The sequence below is a fragment of the Clostridium sp. LS3 genome (assembly GCF_055330225.1).
Window position 1 is genome coordinate 3,503,598 of sequence record NZ_CM143921.1, and the last position, 18,063, is coordinate 3,521,660.

General features: G+C 26.3%; 15 protein-coding genes and 2 tRNA genes. 3 read left to right on the forward strand and 14 right to left on the reverse strand.

The annotated features are described in order from the left end of the window. Positions 1 to 118: 118 nt before the first annotated feature. The 14 genes from ACZJV1_RS16485 to ACZJV1_RS16550 form a co-directional block, all read right to left on the reverse strand. Positions 119 to 1,048, reverse strand: coding sequence for a metal ABC transporter substrate-binding protein (locus tag ACZJV1_RS16485; protein ID WP_463650831.1), 930 nt, complete (start codon positions 1,046 to 1,048; stop codon positions 119 to 121). Between the two features lie 76 nt (positions 1,049 to 1,124). Next, positions 1,125 to 3,869 carry an ATP-binding protein gene (locus ACZJV1_RS16490; RefSeq protein ID WP_463650832.1) on the reverse strand — a complete coding sequence of 915 codons (2,745 nt, stop codon included), beginning with the start codon at positions 3,867 to 3,869 and terminating at the stop codon, positions 1,125 to 1,127. After that, positions 3,856 to 4,986 (reverse strand): metallophosphoesterase family protein, encoded by a 1,131-nt coding sequence (locus ACZJV1_RS16495; RefSeq protein WP_460286561.1) that lies wholly within the window; start codon positions 4,984 to 4,986, stop codon positions 3,856 to 3,858. Before ACZJV1_RS16495 ends, ACZJV1_RS16490 begins: the two co-directional genes overlap by 14 nt. Positions 4,987 to 5,169: 183 nt before the next feature. Next, positions 5,170 to 5,949, reverse strand: a complete 780-nt coding sequence (locus tag ACZJV1_RS16500) for a DUF4097 family beta strand repeat-containing protein (RefSeq protein ID WP_460286560.1) — start codon at positions 5,947 to 5,949, stop codon at positions 5,170 to 5,172. 11 nt (positions 5,950 to 5,960) lie between these two features. Next, positions 5,961 to 6,659, reverse strand: coding sequence for a hypothetical protein (locus ACZJV1_RS16505; RefSeq protein WP_463650833.1), 699 nt, complete (start codon positions 6,657 to 6,659; stop codon positions 5,961 to 5,963). Positions 6,660 to 6,673: 14 nt separating this feature from the next. Next, the gene (locus tag ACZJV1_RS16510) at positions 6,674 to 7,372 is read right to left on the reverse strand and encodes an ABC transporter ATP-binding protein (protein WP_460286558.1); all 699 of its coding nucleotides are present in this window, start codon (positions 7,370 to 7,372) and stop codon (positions 6,674 to 6,676) included. After that, positions 7,365 to 7,739, reverse strand: a complete 375-nt coding sequence (locus ACZJV1_RS16515; protein WP_463650834.1) for a GntR family transcriptional regulator — start codon at positions 7,737 to 7,739, stop codon at positions 7,365 to 7,367. The genes ACZJV1_RS16510 and ACZJV1_RS16515 overlap by 8 nt, the downstream gene beginning before the upstream one ends. A 341-nt stretch (positions 7,740 to 8,080) precedes the next feature. Beyond that, positions 8,081 to 8,263 carry an alpha/beta-type small acid-soluble spore protein gene (locus ACZJV1_RS16520; RefSeq protein ID WP_322389989.1) on the reverse strand — a complete coding sequence of 61 codons (183 nt, stop codon included), beginning with the start codon at positions 8,261 to 8,263 and terminating at the stop codon, positions 8,081 to 8,083. A 149-nt stretch (positions 8,264 to 8,412) separates the two neighbouring features. Then, on the reverse strand, positions 8,413 to 10,455 hold the full coding sequence (ptsG, locus tag ACZJV1_RS16525; RefSeq protein ID WP_463650835.1) for a glucose-specific PTS transporter subunit IIBC: 2,043 nt from the start codon (positions 10,453 to 10,455) through the stop codon (positions 8,413 to 8,415). 75 nt (positions 10,456 to 10,530) lie between these two features. Further along, positions 10,531 to 11,379: a BglG family transcription antiterminator LicT gene (gene licT, locus ACZJV1_RS16530; RefSeq protein WP_411168960.1), complete on the reverse strand. Its 849-nt coding sequence runs from the start codon at positions 11,377 to 11,379 to the stop codon at positions 10,531 to 10,533. A 215-nt stretch (positions 11,380 to 11,594) separates the two neighbouring features. Beyond that, positions 11,595 to 14,834, reverse strand: a complete 3,240-nt coding sequence (locus tag ACZJV1_RS16535; RefSeq protein WP_463650836.1) for a two-component regulator propeller domain-containing protein — start codon at positions 14,832 to 14,834, stop codon at positions 11,595 to 11,597. Between the two features lie 141 nt (positions 14,835 to 14,975). Beyond that, positions 14,976 to 15,051: transfer RNA gene (locus tag ACZJV1_RS16540), tRNA-Trp, on the reverse strand. A 163-nt stretch (positions 15,052 to 15,214) separates the two neighbouring features. Further along, a tRNA-Trp gene (locus tag ACZJV1_RS16545) sits at positions 15,215 to 15,290 on the reverse strand. Between the two features lie 39 nt (positions 15,291 to 15,329). Next, positions 15,330 to 16,223, reverse strand: coding sequence for a metal ABC transporter substrate-binding protein (locus tag ACZJV1_RS16550; protein WP_463650837.1), 894 nt, complete (start codon positions 16,221 to 16,223; stop codon positions 15,330 to 15,332). Positions 16,224 to 16,437: 214 nt separating this feature from the next. Between ACZJV1_RS16550 and tsaE the strand changes: the two genes are divergently transcribed. Genes tsaE through rimI form a run of 3 tightly spaced genes read left to right on the forward strand, consistent with a single transcriptional unit; the run spans position 16,438 to position 18,054 of the window. After that, on the forward strand, positions 16,438 to 16,899 hold the full coding sequence (tsaE, locus tag ACZJV1_RS16555) for a tRNA (adenosine(37)-N6)-threonylcarbamoyltransferase complex ATPase subunit type 1 TsaE (protein ID WP_463650838.1): 462 nt from the start codon (positions 16,438 to 16,440) through the stop codon (positions 16,897 to 16,899). Continuing rightward, positions 16,896 to 17,612, forward strand: coding sequence for a tRNA (adenosine(37)-N6)-threonylcarbamoyltransferase complex dimerization subunit type 1 TsaB (gene tsaB, locus ACZJV1_RS16560; RefSeq protein WP_463650839.1), 717 nt, complete (start codon positions 16,896 to 16,898; stop codon positions 17,610 to 17,612). Before tsaE ends, tsaB begins: the two co-directional genes overlap by 4 nt. After that, on the forward strand, positions 17,596 to 18,054 hold the full coding sequence (gene rimI, locus ACZJV1_RS16565) for a ribosomal protein S18-alanine N-acetyltransferase (protein ID WP_460286551.1): 459 nt from the start codon (positions 17,596 to 17,598) through the stop codon (positions 18,052 to 18,054). Before tsaB ends, rimI begins: the two co-directional genes overlap by 17 nt. Positions 18,055 to 18,063 lie beyond the last annotated feature (9 nt).

Here is an 18,063-nt window from a genome sequence, read left to right on the forward strand (position 1 = left end):
GTCACTTCGCTCCAAGTCCCATAAAACTACTATCCACACTTAAGGTTACTAAAGTAGAAATTTTATAATTTTCTATACTATAAAAAGAGTAGAATTAAATCCACTCTTTTAAATGTTATTATTTTTTTAATGAGTTATATATAGTATCTAAATTATATTTCATACCTTCTAAATAACTCTTATCATCTTCTTTAGTTTCAAGACTATATATTTTTTCTACCTTTGCTCCAACTTCTTTTGCTAAAGTCTCTGATTCTTTTGAACTTGCTGCTGACTCGTTAAATACTACTTTAACATTATTCTCTCTGCAATACTTTATAAGAGATTCTAAGTTTTTAGGCGTTAACTCTCCTTCTCCAAATACATCTGCTATACTTTTTTGAGTTAATCCAAAATCTCTACATAAATAAGCAAAGGCCGCATGTCCAGTAACAAAATCCTTATTTTTTAATTCTGAAAACTTATTTCTATATTCAGCTTGAAGAGTACTGAAATCTTCTTTTAATTTTTGATAATTTTTTTCATAGTATTCTTTGTTTTTTTGGTCTATTTCAACTAAAGCATTTTTTATATTTTCTGCTTCCTTTGTTGCGCCCTCTAAACTTAACCAAACATGAGGATCTTTTCCTCCATGATTATGTTCTTCTTCTCCATGTTCATCACTATGTAAATCTTCTTCTGATGCATTTATAAAATCTATACCTTGGCTTGCTTCCACTACCTTTATGTTTTTTCCCTCTATAGTTCCTAAAACAGAATCAATCCATTCTTCCATTCCAAGTCCGTTATATATAAACATATCAGTGTTTATTAAGTCCTTTAAATCCTTTGGCTTAGGATCAAAGCTATGTGCATCACTTCCATTAGGGATTATTGAAAACACCTCTACTTTGTCTCCCCCTATAGCTTCTGTGAAATCCTTAAGAGGACTTATAGTAACCCCAACTCTTAATTTTTCTCCATTATCATTATTCCCTTTATTTATACATCCAGAAAAGGAAAGTATAACTCCTAGTATAAGAGTTACAGCTAATAACTTTTTCTTCATTCTTCCACCTCTTCTTGCAAATGATTCGCATTATTTACTGATATAATTCTATACTCTTATACTATTATTGTCAATACTACAAATAAATATAATTACTTTCTATATTTTTATTTATTAATATACTTTCCTCTCTTCTTTGGCATGTAAATATTATTAGTTGTTTAAATTTGCATCTAACTATTAAATCAATTGCTTTTTCCGTTCTATTATCATCATATTGAATAAATGCATCATCTAATATAACTGGAAATTCTATATCTTTATATATCATATATATAAAAGCTAATCTTAACGATAGGTATAGTTGATCATTAGCTCCATTGCTTAATATACCACCAGGTAATACCTCTGTCCCCTTCCTTACTTTCATCTCATATGAATCCGAAACCATGACATCATCATAATTTTCGGCTGTTAACTCCTTAAAATAACTTATAACATTAGAGTTTAAAATATTTCCGAAATTTCCCCTAACTTCTCTTAAAGCTTCATTCATTTTTTCTATAGCTAATTCTATTGCTTTCAGTTTAATCTCAAGTTTATTAATATTTTCTTTAACCTCTTCTATATCTTCTTCAATTTGTGGTATAAATCTTTTTCCTATAAACCTATTATTTATATCATTTTCTACATCTTTTATAGTCTTTTCAGCTTCAATTAATTCATTTGATTTCAATGATACTTGTTTATCTATCTCTTCTTCTGAAGAATAAGTATAATTTATATTTTCATTTATTATATCTTTTAAGTCTTCTTTTATTGTTTCTATATCCTTATCTTTAGTTAATGCTTTATAGGTTTCTTCTATGCTTTTTAAACTTCTTATTATTTCATGCCTTTGATTTATTTTTTCTTTCAGATCTAGTAATTTTTCTTCTAAACTAAATAAACCTATATCTTCTAAACCAATAAATTCTAGCTTTTCCCTAATTCTTTTTTCTCTTATAGCCAGTTCTTTTTCTAATTTTTTTATTGACTCTTCTTCCTTTTCTATATCTATTTTTATTGATAAAATTTCTTTACTAACTTTTTCATATTCCGATAACATACATATTACTTGATTTACATCTGATGTTTGAGCTAAATCTAATATGTGATTTATATACTCCTCATTAATTCTATAATTATTTTTTATAGCCTTTATATCTATTAAGGATAATTGAATTTCTTTTTCATTTATTTTTATATTTTGCTTTTCTTCGTATAAAGTAAATTCATCAAAAAGTTTTATCTTTCTAATAAAATCTTCATATGAAGTTGCCCCTACTACCTTTGTATATCTAAATATTTCTTTTTCAATTTCATTTATAGCTTCTTCTAATTTATCTATGCTAAATATATTACTATTTAATTTGCCAGTAGACTTTTTTGCTATTTTTAGAGTTATGAATTTGAAGATTAAAAATATTAATAGACTAAATAAAGGTATTATTAAAAGTAAGTTATTTTTAATAATAGTTAATGTTAATAAAATAGATACTATAGCAATGAAAATATTTATATACTTATATCTATTATCAGTTTTATTACTAATATTTTCATCCTTTGAACTATGTGAATAATGTTCAACTTTAAACTTAAGCTCTTTTAATTTGTCTTCGTATTTTTCTAATAGATTCCCAACTTCTTCTCTTATTTCATTAAACTTTATTGAACTTCCTATAAATTCTTTCTTTTTTTGTATATCATTCTTTATTATATTTATATCATCGACTAAAGAATCATGGCTTTTTATTTTCTCATTTAAAATTTCCTGCTCCATAACAGATTTTATAAATTTATTTTTATCTTCAATAGATAAATCATCTATAAAAAATATATCCTTAAACTCATTTTTCTTTATTATATAAATCTCTTTACTATTAATTAATTTTTCTTCTGCTTCCTTATACATGTCTAGGATACTAAGATATAAGGAATTTTCGTCTTTTATATCATTTAATAATCCTTCATCTATTACTCCATTTTTTGAGGAAATACTCTCCTCAATGTATCTTTCTTTCTTTATTAGTTCCTCTCTCTTCTTTAAATACTCAGTTATTTCTTCATATTCCTTTTGAAGCTTTATTTTTTTCATATATTTCTTATATATATCTAAATTTTTAAGTTCTTTTCTTAACTCTTCTCTTTTTTCTTTTAAGTTTATTAATCTTTGTTCTTTTTCTATGTTATCTTCCGATAGTTTATATCCTTCATATCTTTCTTCAATTAATGAATTATATTTATTTCTAAGTAAATCTAATTCCCCTGTTTTCCTTGAAGTAGTTAGAGACTTCTTTATAACCTCTAATTTTTCTAAAGCCTTTTGTACTGATACCTTTTCTTCTCCACTTCCTAATAGATTAGCAGCTTTATCTATTATTTCTTCTTCCTTATCTTTAGATATGGATACTCCTAATTGACCTATAAATAAGGTTTTTACAAAAGTTGATGAGTTTACATTAAAAAAATATTTTCCTGGTTCATCATTTGGTATATTTAAAACTACTTCCCCTGATTCTGCATCTAAAACTTCTGCTATATCTTCTTTTTTAGTTGTTCCAAAGCTTCTTCTTATAATATATTTTCTTCCATTATGAAAAACATATAGTTCTCCTCTTATTTTATCCCCATCGATAGGCATGTATCTAACTCTATCATTATTTTTAATATCTCTACGCCTTTTAGAATTCATTCCATATAACCAAATTCTTATAAAGTTTTGAATTGTACTTTTTCCCTTTTCATTTTCACCATATATTAAATTTATTCCATCAGTTAAATCTATTATTTTATCCTTTAACCCAGCAAAAGATATTATATGTATTTTATTTATAATCATTTAAATTCACTTCCTCATCAGATAGGCATTGTATTCCTATTTTCAAAGCCATTTTTACAATTTCATCGTCATAATTATCATCCTCTAATTTCTCTAGAAGTTTCTTTGCATAAACACCTTTAATTGAATAATCCTTTGATATTTTATCAAAATCTAATTTAACTTCTGTATTATCTACTATTTTTACAAAATAAAAGTAATCTTTTACTTTTTCAAGTATCACATTTTCATTTAATTTTATGTATGATTCTATTTCTCCTTTTAAAATAATTTTATATAAATTGTTATTTCTTTCTTCTTTATTTATAGAGACTAGTATTTTATCTTTAATTTCCTCGTAGCTAATAGAATTACTTATATCAATCTCTATTACATAGTAATTTCTTTTAGATGTTTTAATAAACCTCAAGTCTACAGTTTCTTTGGATACTTCCCCAACTATTACTCCTTTATCTCCAAGTTCATCGAATCCTCTTCCTTGTGGACATCCTGAATATGCATAACAAGTATTTTTTTCTCTTAATATACCACTGTAATTATGTCTATGTCCTATTGCTATGTAATCTAATTTACTATTTTCTATATCCCTTAAAGTTATTGGATTATACTCATTTCCTTCATCATTATTAGATATGTCTCCATGAATAGTCATAATATTTATAAGCTTATCATCAACCTCTATATTTTTAAGCATACTTTTTTGGATATGATGGGAATTAAATGCTGCTCCCCATATAACTACACCTAAATTATCTAAAAATACTTTTTCAACATTTCCCTTAAAAATGTGTACATTACTAGGCCAATCTACCATTTTATAAAATGATTTTTCATTATATGGATCATGATTTCCTGGTGCTATAAATACTTTTATAGTATCTATTCTCTTTAATTGGTCTTTGATAAAAACTAATGTTTTCTTATTTACTGTTAAGTTATCAAAAATATCCCCAGTTAATAATAAAATATCAACACAATTATCTAAACATAAGCTAATTATTTTGCTAAATACCTCTAAAAGCTCTTCTTTGCTTATTAGTGATATTTCTTTATTTAAATCCTTAAATGGAGTATCAAAATGTAAATCTCCAGCTTGTAATATCTTAACTTTTTTCATATTATCACCTTTATTTTCAATATTTCAAACGAACTTTTGTTCTCATTTTATCATTTTTCTTTTGAATAGACAATAATAAAACGTATTATTGAGTTATTAACTATAACAAATTAAATTAATAAAATTTATATTTGTATTTATATTTTAAAATAAAAAATGCAGGTGATATTCACCTGCAAACAATTAGTTTGTTATATTTAATTCTCCAATTCCCATACTAACATCGAAAATGTACTTATTTTCTCCTGATGTCTTTGCAGTTACATTACTTTCTCCTAGTCCAGAACTTGTTTTTATATTTACTGGTGAATCAGGTGGAATACTTATTCTTGTACTCCCCATGCCACCATCAAATGTTAAGTTACCATTTATATTACCTAGCTTTATATTAATATCTCCGACTCCTGCATCAATAATTATTTCCCCAGTCTTCTCTTTTGTATCAATATCAACTTCTCCAACACCACTTTCTAAATCCAATCTATTAAATGATATATTACTCATACTTAATTTACCTACACCTGTTTCTACTTTCATATTATCAGCTTTTACATCATTTACTTTATATTCTCCAACTCCCAATGTAAGCTTTATATTTCCATTATAGCTATTGGGTATATTAATCTTTAAATTACTTGTTGTATCTTTCTTAATGCTTACACTTCTATTAGACCTTTCATTTATATCCAACTCACTAGAGTTTCTATCTACCGTTATTCCCTTAGATAAATTTCCTAGTACTCCAGAAATCTCTATATCTTTTCCTTCATAATATCTGATATCAACATTACTAACATCTATATTTATATTAAGATTATTTATTCCTTCTATAGACTCTATTTGATTTATACTTTTACCAGCATAATTACTTGACTTTCTACTTTCAACACCAAATTTTATGCTACATCCTGCTAGTATTGTACTTAGTGATAAAGCCAATAGTATTTTTACAACTTTTTTCATATTATTTCCCCCTATCTAATATCTAATTTTTTGCCTAAATGATTTACCGATAATGAAACAATAGCAACTAGCCATACCGCTCCCAACATTGTTGATATTAAATCAATTTCTATAAAAGATCCTATTCTTAAATAAACATATGGAAGTAATCCAGTTATAATCCATTTAATTATCTCAACAGTACTTTGGATAATTCCACCTAAAAATATAACTGCTAGTACACACAATGCTGTATTATGAATATATGATGAAAATATTGTTATAAATGACGTAATTATAATATATGCAATTAAAGTTCCAAAGGCAGTTGATGCTGAAACTAAATTAATTATATTAGCCATAGAATTTCTTGAGAAAATTGATATTATATATACTACAAGCACTATGCTACCTTGTAAGATTGTAAATTCTATATATTTAGCGATTATATATTCCCATGAATTAACTGGTAATGTAAATAGTAGTTTCCCCTGTTCTTTAGAAATTTGTAATGAAAACTTTATTATTGATACTATTAGGTTAACAGCTAAAAATGTTGAAATAACTGCAATATTAATTACTGAAACAATCTCTCCTATAAAAGGTATTTTTATGAAAGTTCCAAAGGATAATAAACATAAAATTATAAAAGCTATAATATATAATATTTTGCTTATTCCTGAATTATATTTTCCGAAATTATATTTTAAAATATTTAAAACATTATTCATATGCACTTCCCCTTTTATTCTGCAAATATTTTTCTATAAATTTCATCTATTGATGATTTATATTTTTCTCTTAGTTCTTCTGCATCTCCACTTTCTATTATTTTACCTTCTCCTAAAAATGCAACTTCATCAAAAATTCTTTCTAGCTCTCCAATATAATGTGTTGTTATTATCATGGAGCTTTCTTCTGATAAATTTTCTAATATGGCATCAAGAATTTTCTCCCTTGAAACAGGATCTACTCCTGATATAGGCTCATCTAACATATATAACTTAGCTTTTCTACTTAGAGTTAAAGATAAGCTAAATTTCTCGCTCATTCCTTTTGATAAATCTTTTATTCTTGCATTCTCATCTAAACCCATGAACTTTAAATAATTTTTCATTTTTTCTTTATTAAAATCTTTAAAAAAATCTGAGTATAAATTTATAGCATCTTTTATTTTCATTGATTTATCAAAAATATTTCTATCTTGTAAAAAAGCAATATATTTTTTAGTTTCTGTTCCTATTGAAATTTCATCAAGTTTTATAGTTCCTTTATCAACTTTTAGAAAACCTTGTATTATATTTAATAATGTTGTTTTTCCTTGGCCATTAGGCCCCATAATTCCTAGTACTTTACCCTTTTCTAAATTAAAACTCAGTCCATTTAAAACTTGTTTTCCTTTAATTTTTTTGTATATATCATTAACCTCTAATAAATTACTCATTTATATCCTCCTTATATCGTTCTGATATAATTGCTAATATTGTTTCTCTTGTGAATCCTAGTCCTTTAGAGTCTTCAATAAATTTATCTATAGTTTCATTAAATAGCTCTTGTCTTAAATCATTAATTATATTTTCATCTTCCGTAACAAATTTTCCTATTCCTCTTTGAGTATATATTAAATTTTGATTTTCCAACTCTGCATAAACTTTCTGTACTGTATTTGGATTAATCTTTAATTCAGTTGCATATTCTCTTACTGACAAGACTCTCTCTCCCCCTCTTAATTCACCTGAAACTATTTTCTTTTTTATATAAGCAATTATTTGAAGATATATGGGCTCCTTTGAATTTAATTCAAGTACCATTAGCTTATCTCCTTTCTCGACAGTGTTAGTGTATTAATTAAATAGTACACTAACACTGAGTTTATTGCTACTTTTATTTAGTACAATAATTTGATGTTAAATTAGTTTATCTCTATTTTTTATGCATTTTCTTTATTTTTCATGCTAATATATTATAAGAATAAATTTAATGTTATATATCGTTATCATAACTTTATTATACAAAAAAGAAAGCTACTCAAAATTAAAACATAGTTTTTATTTTGAAATAGCCTTCTCTTTTTTTGAATGGTTACAATACTTAATTCTTTGGCGGTATATCCATCCTGTCTATTAAACCCTAGTTAAATTGTTCCTGTGGCTTACTTTATTGAATTTTCGTATTGTTCAACCATTCTTTTTACCATTTCGCCACCTACGGAACCACATTGTTTTGATGTTAAGTCACCATTATAATCACTAAATGGTACTCCTAACTCTGCTGCAACTTCATTCTTGAATACGCTTAACCCTCGTCTTGCTTCTGGAACTAATGTTTTTGCCATTTGTAATCCCTCCCTTGGCTTTTGGTTTTGTAAACATACTTTTAAAGTTGAACTCCCTCTCGTTTAAAAGTTCTTTTGTTTACACTATTATATTAACCTGAATATAAATTTGTATACTTAGTAATTTATAGATATTTTGTTATATTTAATTAATCATATTTTTTATGTATTTCTACTTTATTTATATCTCCAGAAATTACATCTATATCACTATTAAAATAAATAAATTTTTCTTTTGGCAAACCTTTAAATATTATTGCTATAATAGGTGATTTTAGTTTTTTTATCATTTCTTCTAATGAAAACTCTATTAACAAGTCACCTTCTTCTACTAAGTCTCCTTCTTTAACAAATGCTTTAAATTCATTACTCTTTAAATTTATACTGTCTATTCCTATGTGAATAAATATATCAAATCCATCTAATCCTCTAACAGTTATTGAATGACCTGTAGGTGATATAGTTAATATAGTACCTTTTATAGGCGATATTAAAATATTTTTCTTAGGGTTTATAGCAAATCCATCACCAATAAGTTTCATAGAAAATATTTCATCAGGAACTTCTTCTAACCTTAAAAGTTTTCCAGTAGCAGGAATCATAATTGAACTCTCAATCTTTATTCCTTTTTTAATTAAGTCTATCTTTTTTTCTTTTTTAACTATAACTTCTTTTCCATTAATAATATCTTTCATTTGCTCTTTAAGCATATCAGATTTCGGTCCAAATACAGCTTGTATATTATCTCCTATTATCATTAAATCTGCTGATCCAAAAGTTTTAAGTTTGCTCTTATTTACTAATTTTAAGTTTCTTACAGTAATCCTCAATCTAGTTATACATGCATCTAAATATGTTATATTCTTAGAGCCTCCAAAGGCATCTAAAATTTTATAAGCTAAATCTCCATCTGATATATCTATATCTACTTCACTTTCTTCCCTTTCCCTACCAGGAGTCTTTAAGTCTAACCTCCTTATTACATATCTAAAACCTATATAGTATATAATTGCAAATATTATTCCAACTATTATTACCCACCACCATTTTGTTCTGTTAGGTAATACACCAAATAATATAAAGTCTATAAGTCCACCTGAAAATGTTAATCCGACTTTTACATTTAATAGCTGCATTATCATAAAAGATAATCCTGCAAATACACAATGTATCGCAAATAATATTGGTGCAACAAATAAAAACATAAACTCTATTGGTTCTGTTATACCTGTTAAAAATGATGTTAATGCTGCTGAAAATAATATTCCTGAAACTAATTTTTTCTTATCCTCATCAGCTTCATGATACATCGCTAAAGCTGCTGCTGGAAGCCCAAACATCATAAAGGGAAATTTGCCTGTCATAAATGTACCTGCTGTAAACTCAACTCCATCTTTTAATTGAGCAAAAAATATTGCTTGATCTCCAATTACAAGTTGACCTGCTAAATTTGTGTATTCACCAAATTGATACCAAAATGGATTATACCATATATGATGTAATCCAAAGGGTATTAATGCTCTTTGTACTACCCCAAATATAAATGCCGAAATTGTTTCATTTGCTCCTATCATACTTCTAGAAAAGTTTAGTAAAAAATTTTGAATTGGTGGCCATATTCCTGCCATTACAATTCCTAATAGGACACCTGATATAGCTGAGACTATTGGTACAAATCTTTTCCCTGAAAAAAAGCCTAAAAATTCCGGCAATTTAATATCGTAAAATTTTTCATATATTATTGCTGAAGTTATTCCCATTACTATTCCACTAAACACTCCTGTTTGTAGAGTAGGAATTCCCAATACAGTAGCATACATTGGATTTTTACCAACCTGTGATAAGTCTACGCCTGCAGTTATTCCCATAGTCATATTCATTATTAAAAATCCAACTATTGATGCTAATGCCGCTACTCCATCTCCGTTACTCATTCCTATTGCTACTCCTACAGCAAAAATTAAAGGAAGATTAGAAAATATAATATTTCCAGAAGATGACATTATATTTGCTATTAATTGAATTTTATCCCCTGCTAGAATTGGAATATTATTTATTATATCTGGATTTTGTAATACTGTGCCTAATCCTATTAAAAGTCCAGCAGCCGGCAATAATGCAACTGGTAACATCAAAGATTTACCGATTCTTTGAAGTATTCCAAATGACTTCTTTAAAAATATAGTATTCATGTTTCCTCCTAAGAACTCTACACTTAAATAAAGACTTAAGCATCAAAATATTTAGCTTAAGTCCCATTGTGCGTACTAATGATTATTTCTTAACACTGAAATAACTCTATGTATGTGCATTGTTAGATATACTATTTCATCTTCATTTACTTTGTAATCATAACTACTTTCTATATATAATTTTATTTTTTCAGCACAATTATAAGCCTCTGGATAGCTCTTTAATGCCATTTCTAAAAATTCACTATTATTATCTTCATTTTGATTATTTGTAATCACTCTTTTCGCAAAATACTTAAGGTGGGTTAATAATCTATCATAGTTTATATCTTCTTCATCAAATTCAACTGAATAATAATATCGTATTATATTCAAAATCCCTTTAATTATATTAGTTGATATTAATGATTCTTTTGCTGTTTCTTGATAACTTGCATTAACTAAATGTAATGCAATAAACCCTGCTTCGTCTTCTGGCAAGTTTATCTTTAATCTTTTATTTATATAATCAACAGCCCATAATGCAACTTTATACTCTTCCCTATGTATTCTTCTTATTTCATTTAGAAAATCATTTTTTATTTGCACATTACTTTTATATCTTTTAATTGCAAAGGCAATATGATCTGATAAAGAAATATATATTTGCTTATCCAAATTTCTACCTAGTTGTTTATTAGCATAAGATATAATTTCATGTGACAATTCAAATATACCATCTGGTATTTGGTTTATAAGTTTTTTAAGCTTATTTCCCATTCTTTTATCATCTACTACAAATATCTTTTCAATTTTGTCTTCTTCTATTTCTTGACCTACTTTTCTTTTAAAAGCAATTCCAGATCCCATAACGATAACTTCGTTTTTAGTTTTAGGATCTATTGAGACAACAACATTATTGTTTAATATTTTTTCTACAATCATATTCTCTCATTCTCCTTGCATTGGAAAATAAAATACCTAAATTAAGATAAAAATCACCCTAATTTAGGTATTATCTACTTTACAGTAAAAATCCATGTACCCATATATCTATCATATTATCATTGAGAATATGTAGTGTCAAGATAGTATTACTCTTGTACATTATATCAGACAATAAAAAAATGTAATCATTTTAATATTCAATCTATTTCTAATTACTTGGTATTTTGCTTAGTTGGTAATATAATTATAAACTCACTACCTAATCCTGGCTCACTCTTAACAACTATATTTCCATTGTGAAGTGTTACTAATTGTTTTGTTAGTGTTAATCCAAGTCCACTTCCACCATGCTCTTCTGATATATCATTATAAGCTTGTCCAAATCTATCAAATATTGCTTTATGATATTTTTTATCTATTCCGATTCCAGAATCTTTAACTGATATTCTTACTAATTTCCCCATATCTACTATTCTTACTTCTATTTTCCCTCCCTTTGGAGTGAACTTAACAGCATTTCCAATCAAATTTACTATGCATTTTTCTATTTCACTTTCATCACATTCTATTACCTTTTCTTCTACTTCTGGGTCAATAATGAGCTCTATTCCATTAGCTTCAACAAAGTCTTTCATAGATAATGCAACTTCTTCCACTAAATAAATTATGTCATTTTCTTCTATTTTAAGCTTATATGAACCTGATTCAATTTTTGATGTATCTATTATATTATTTATTAATTTTAGTAATCTATCCGAATTTCTTCTTAATGTCGTCATATAATAATCTAACTTTTCTTTAGATATTAATTTATCCTCTTCATTTAGTTTTGTTATTAATTGCTGAGTAGATATAATAACATTAAGTGGAGTTCTAAGCTCATGAGATAAGTTAACAAAATAATTATTCTTATATTTTTCATTTTTAATAAGTTTATCATACAGATCCTTATTCTCTTTAAACTTATTATTTAACTCTTGTGTTCTTTGCTCTACTAAGCTATCTAATATTTTCACTCTATTCCATATTATGTATACTATTATAACTATAATTATTCCATAAATTAAATATGCTATTGGTGTTTCCCAAGGCTTCATTCCAACTTTAAATGTTACAGAAGTTGGAATACTCCATTCACCACTTGAGTTTCTAGCAATTACTTTAAAGGTATATATTCCCGAATCTAGGTTTGTATAACTTGCATAATTTCTATCATCAGAAAAAATCCAATTTTCATCCAGTCCTTCTAATTTATACGAATACTGAATCTTACTAACATTTCTATAATCAGGCATAAAAAAGTTAAATTGTATATGGTTATTTTTATAATCTATATTTATATCTGATAAATCTAATAATTCCTTCTCACCATTATAAACTTTATCTATAGTTACATTTGGAGAAAACTTTTTTTCTTCTAATTCATATGGATAAAAACAAGTAAGTCCATTAATTCCACCAAAGAACATTTCGCCTTTCTTGCTTTTAAAGGAGGCGAAACCATTAAATTCATTTCCTTGTAATCCATCAGTAACATTAAAATTTATAAACTTGTTTTTATCTACATCATATTTAGATATTCCATAATTTGTACTCATCCATGGATTTCCATTATCATCTATTAAAATTCCATATATAAAGTTATTTGATAAACCTTCACTTTCTGTGTATCTATGAAATTTTTCTGTGTATTTATTAAATTTATTTAGTCCATATTGCGTTCCTATCCAAAGATTATTTTTATTATCTACTCCAATTGATTTTATTGCATTAAAACTTATACTTTCTTCATCGTCTTCATTATTTCTATAGTTTTTTATAATTCCTGTCTTTTTATCTAAACCTATTAGACCTCCATCTAAGCCAGATGCTATCCATATAACTCCAGATTTATCCTGTACTATATCAGAAAATATGTTTTCTGTTATCCCATTACTAAGTAAAATATTTTTATATGATTTAAAGGTCTCTTTTCTATCAAAAGTACATAACCCATCTCTAGTACCTATCCATAAAAGTCCCTCATCATCAATATATAAAGTTCTTACGTCATTAGAGACTAAACTATTTTCATCATGATTGTTAAAATATCTAGTAAAGCTTTTGGTTTTTTTATCATATTTATTTAACCCATGTTCTGTTGCTATCCAAATTTCATTTTCAATTCCAGCTATATCTCTAATATAATCATTACTTAATGAATTAAAATCATCTGAGCTTTTAAATTTTGTTATATCACCTTTTTTTCTATCTATTACATTTAATCCTTCGTGTACTGTACCTACCCATAAAAGCCCATCATCATCTTCATATATTCCAGCAATCATGTTTTCACTTATCGAATTAGCATTAAAAGGATCATTCTTATAATTTTTAAATGAGGTTTTTGGATTAAATAAACTTATTCCATCATAGGTTCCCACCCATAAAGTTCCAGATTTATCTTCAAATAAACTTAATGTATTATTACTTACTATACTTTGAGGATCATATATTTTTGATTCGTATGTTATAAACTTTTTTTCATTCTCATCAAATCTGCTTAATCCATTATTAGTTGCTACCCATAAAAGACCTCTACTATCCCTTAATATGTACCTTACAAAATTACCAGGTATAGATGAATCTTTTTTAGGATCATTGATAAATGTTTCTATTTCATTTGTTTTTAAATTTAATTTATTTAACCCTCCACTATATGTACCAATCCATAAATTATCTGATTTATCTGCATATAATTTAAAAATAAAATTATCACTAATTGAATTAACTGATTCATTAGAGTAATATTTTATAATTTCTTTTGAACTATTTACAATTTTATTTAATCCATCCTCTGTTCCTACCCATAAATCCCCATAAGAATCTTCAACAATAGAATAAACAAATTGACTACTTAAAGAGCTCTTTTCTTCACTAGAGTTATATAGCCTTTCAAAGTTATCACTTTCTTTATTATAAATATTTAACCCATCTTCTGTAGCTATGTATATCTCACCTTTTGAATTTACTAAAATTTCTGTTACATTATAGTTTGACAAATTACATCCGTCTACTCCAGGTAAATAAATTTTTATTTCTTTTGTATTAATATTTATTTTATTTAATCCCCTAGAAGTTCCAACCCATATATTACCTTCTTTATCTTCATTAATCGCAGAAATATAATTACCACTTATGCTATTGGGTTTATCTTTTCCATATCTAAATACTTCAAATTTATTACCATTATATTTATTTAATCCATCAGCTGTACCAATCCACATGTACCCTTTACTATCTTGAAATAAATACTCAACAGATGTTTGAGATAAACCATCCTCTATTGTAATTCTTTTAAAATTAATATTTTTATCTTCATTAGTTAATGCTAATGCATCATAACTTATATTTATTAATAGAGTAATACTTATAAAAATTATAAACGATACCTTGTATAGTTTTTTCCTCATACTCATCCCTCATAGATAAATTTTAAAATATATTATTAATTATATCAGATTTTGGCAAATTTTATATAAATAATTGCAGTTGATTTTAATCTAATAAAAAACATGAAAAAATAAGAGAGTGTAAAATCTTACACTCTCTTATGGCAGGGGCAGTAGGACTTGAACCCACAACCAACGGTTTTGGAGACCGCTACTCTACCAATTGAGCTATACCCCTCCAACAAAAATTATTCTATCATGATATTTTAATCTTTGTCAAGATAATAATTCATTACTTATAATCAAGTCTCATTTTAATACTATATTGCCTATTAACTATAACTATATAATATAACATAACAAAACAAAAAGCCAGCGATTTAGAATCGCTGGCTTTTACTTGGCAGGGGCAGTAGGACTTGAACCCACAACCAACGGTTTTGGAGACCGCTACTCTACCAATTGAGCTATACCCCTTTGCAACAATAACTATTATATCTTATGTAAACATAAAAATCAACTATTAATATTAGTTTTTGTTTTTATGCTATTAATTAACTTGCTTGTATTATCAATTAATACATCATCATTGCTTTCTGTGTTTAACTCTATATAAATACAATCGACTTTTATTTTATTTTTTAAATCATCTATATGACCTAATTCATTATCATGAACAAATACAATGTTAGATTCCTTTATATCGCTATCATTAATAATATTTTTTATGCTATTATCTTTTATTTTCTTAGCTTGTATTCCAAGATCTCTAAACAAATAGTCAAATTTATCTGTATCTGTAACTATAATATAATCTTTATACTTCTTTAAATCTTCTTTTGTCTTTGTCAAGAAATCATCTAATTCTTTAACAACCTTATTATAATTATCTTCATAATAGCTTCTATTTTTAATGTCCTTCTCTTGTATTGAAGATTTTATATTATATAGTGCAATCTTATATTCACTAAACCCTAATAGGTAATATGGATTTTCTTCATTTACTGCTTTTAACTCTGTTACCATTGGTCTTATTCCTCTACTCATATTTATAATTCCTAAATTTGAGTTTTTAGAATTTTCTATTATATCATTTACCCATTTTTCATATCCCAATCCATTGTATATAAATAAATCCATATTCAAGATATTATTTAGAACATTATCATTAACCTGAAAAGCTTTAATGTCCTTTTCAGTATTTAATAGATATTCAACACTATGTTTATCACCAACTAATGATTTAACCATTTTATATTGTTCTTTATTAACAGTTAATATGTTTAAAAAAATATCCTTTTGCTCATCTAACTCATCAGTAGGATTAGCCATTAATGGATTATAAGAAAAAGTTAGTCCTAAAAATAAAATAGAAGTAAAAATAACTAACGCATATGTTAATTTTTTCATAAAATTTTCCTCCAAGGAATATATAATCTCTCTCTACTTTTATCATATCTTATCATTAATATATAAAAATTACAAATTACTTATACAGTAAATTATTTATATTTTACTACAATTCAATTCGTTTTACCATATTATGTATATTATTTTAACTTTCCTTTTTTTATTATTTTCGATAGAATATATTAATATAGAATATTTAGAAAGGAGATTATTTATGCATTTTTACGTTAATAGTTTGGAAGAAACTACCAATATAGGTTATTCCATAGGTAAACTTTTGAATCCAGGTGATATAATTTGTTTAACTGGTGATTTAGGAACTGGTAAAACTCATATAACTAAAGGAATTGCTAAAGGATTACACATTGATGAACATATAACTAGCCCCACTTTTACTATTGTTAATGAATATGATTCAGGTAGGCTTAAACTATATCACTTTGATGTTTATAGAGTTAGTGATCCCGATGAAATCTATGCAATTGGATTTGATGACTATATATTCTCAGAAGGTGTTTCTATAATTGAATGGGCTAATTACATAGAAGAAATTTTACCTAAGGAATATTTACATATTTTAATAGAGAAGGACTTATCAAAAGGCGAAAATTTCAGAAAAATTTCAATTACTCCATATGGAGACCGATATAATTATATAAAGGAGTTAAATTTATGATAGTTTTAAGTATTGATTCAGCTTCTAAAGTAGCAACCGCTGCACTTTTAAGTGAAAATGCTTTAATAGCTGAATATACATTAAATAATAAAATGGAACATTCAACTTTGATAATGGATATTATAGATAAATTATTAAAAGATTCAAATCTATCGATTGATGATGTAGATGGATTTGTTGTTTCAAAAGGTCCAGGTTCATTTACAGGTTTAAGAATTGGCATGGCTACAATAAAAGGCTTAAGTTTTGGGTCAAATAAACCTTATATTAGTGTATCAAGTTTAGATGCTCTTGCATATTCTCTTATAAGCTTTGATGGAATAATATGCCCTATAATGGATGCTTTAAGAGATAGTGTATATACCTGTCTATACAGAAACAATAATGGAAACTTAGAAGCTTTAATTGATTATTCTGCCCTTGAGTTAGATGAATTAATTGAGTTATTAAAAACCAAAAATGAAAAAGTGATATTTACAGGTGATGGATTAATCAAGCATAGAGATTATTTATCAAAAAATCTTCCTAATGCTTCTTTTGCACCTAATCATTTAAGTGTAATAAGAGCCTCATCTTTAGGTGACTTAGGCATTAAATTATTACTAGATAATAAATATGATGAATTAAATTCTTCTCCATTTTATTTAAAAAAGCCTCAAGCTCAGAGGGAACTAGAAAAGAGGTTAGCTTTAGAAAATGAAGGTAAGCTATAGTTTAATGACTGACGAAGATATTGATGGTGTTTTAAATATAACCAACTTATGTTTTTCTACCCCATGGAGTAGAAGTTCCATTTCAGGTGAATTAAATAATCCATTAGCTAAATATATAATAGCTAAAGATATAGAAAAAAACTCTGTTATAGGTTTCGTTGGAGTTTGGATTATAGTTGGAGAAGCTGATATAACTAACATAGCTGTTCATCCAAACTATAGGAAACTTGGAGTAGGTAGTAAATTATTATCTTCACTAATAAACATGTGTGATGATCTAAGTTGTTCATTAATTAACTTAGAAGTAAGAGCTTCAAACATTTCTGCTCAAAATCTTTATAAAAAATTTTCTTTTATTGAAAATGGTCTTAGAAAAGGATATTATGAGGACACTAAAGAAGATGCTATTTTAATGACTTACTTTAATAATAAAAAGGTATAAACTCTATAT

Coding starts and splice junctions, on each gene's coding strand:
- ACZJV1_RS16490 (WP_463650832.1), bottom strand. CDS start 3,869: ATGATTATAAATAAAATACATATAATATCTTTTGCTGGGTTAAAGGAT.
- ACZJV1_RS16550 (WP_463650837.1), bottom strand. CDS start 16,223: ATGAAAAAATTAACATATGCGTTAGTTATTTTTACTTCTATTTTATTT.
- ACZJV1_RS16510 (WP_460286558.1), bottom strand. CDS start 7,372: ATGAGTAATTTATTAGAGGTTAATGATATATACAAAAAAATTAAAGGA.
- ACZJV1_RS16485 (WP_463650831.1), bottom strand. CDS start 1,048: ATGAAGAAAAAGTTATTAGCTGTAACTCTTATACTAGGAGTTATACTT.
- rimI (WP_460286551.1), top strand. CDS start 17,596: ATGAAGGTAAGCTATAGTTTAATGACTGACGAAGATATTGATGGTGTT.
- tsaE (WP_463650838.1), top strand. CDS start 16,438: ATGCATTTTTACGTTAATAGTTTGGAAGAAACTACCAATATAGGTTAT.
- ACZJV1_RS16515 (WP_463650834.1), bottom strand. CDS start 7,739: ATGGTACTTGAATTAAATTCAAAGGAGCCCATATATCTTCAAATAATT.
- ACZJV1_RS16535 (WP_463650836.1), bottom strand. CDS start 14,834: ATGAGGAAAAAACTATACAAGGTATCGTTTATAATTTTTATAAGTATT.
- ACZJV1_RS16495 (WP_460286561.1), bottom strand. CDS start 4,986: ATGAAAAAAGTTAAGATATTACAAGCTGGAGATTTACATTTTGATACT.
- tsaB (WP_463650839.1), top strand. CDS start 16,896: ATGATAGTTTTAAGTATTGATTCAGCTTCTAAAGTAGCAACCGCTGCA.
- ACZJV1_RS16520 (WP_322389989.1), bottom strand. CDS start 8,263: ATGGCAAAAACATTAGTTCCAGAAGCAAGACGAGGGTTAAGCGTATTC.
- licT (WP_411168960.1), bottom strand. CDS start 11,379: ATGATTGTAGAAAAAATATTAAACAATAATGTTGTTGTCTCAATAGAT.
- ACZJV1_RS16505 (WP_463650833.1), bottom strand. CDS start 6,659: ATGAATAATGTTTTAAATATTTTAAAATATAATTTCGGAAAATATAAT.
- ptsG (WP_463650835.1), bottom strand. CDS start 10,455: ATGAATACTATATTTTTAAAGAAGTCATTTGGAATACTTCAAAGAATC.
- ACZJV1_RS16500 (WP_460286560.1), bottom strand. CDS start 5,949: ATGAAAAAAGTTGTAAAAATACTATTGGCTTTATCACTAAGTACAATA.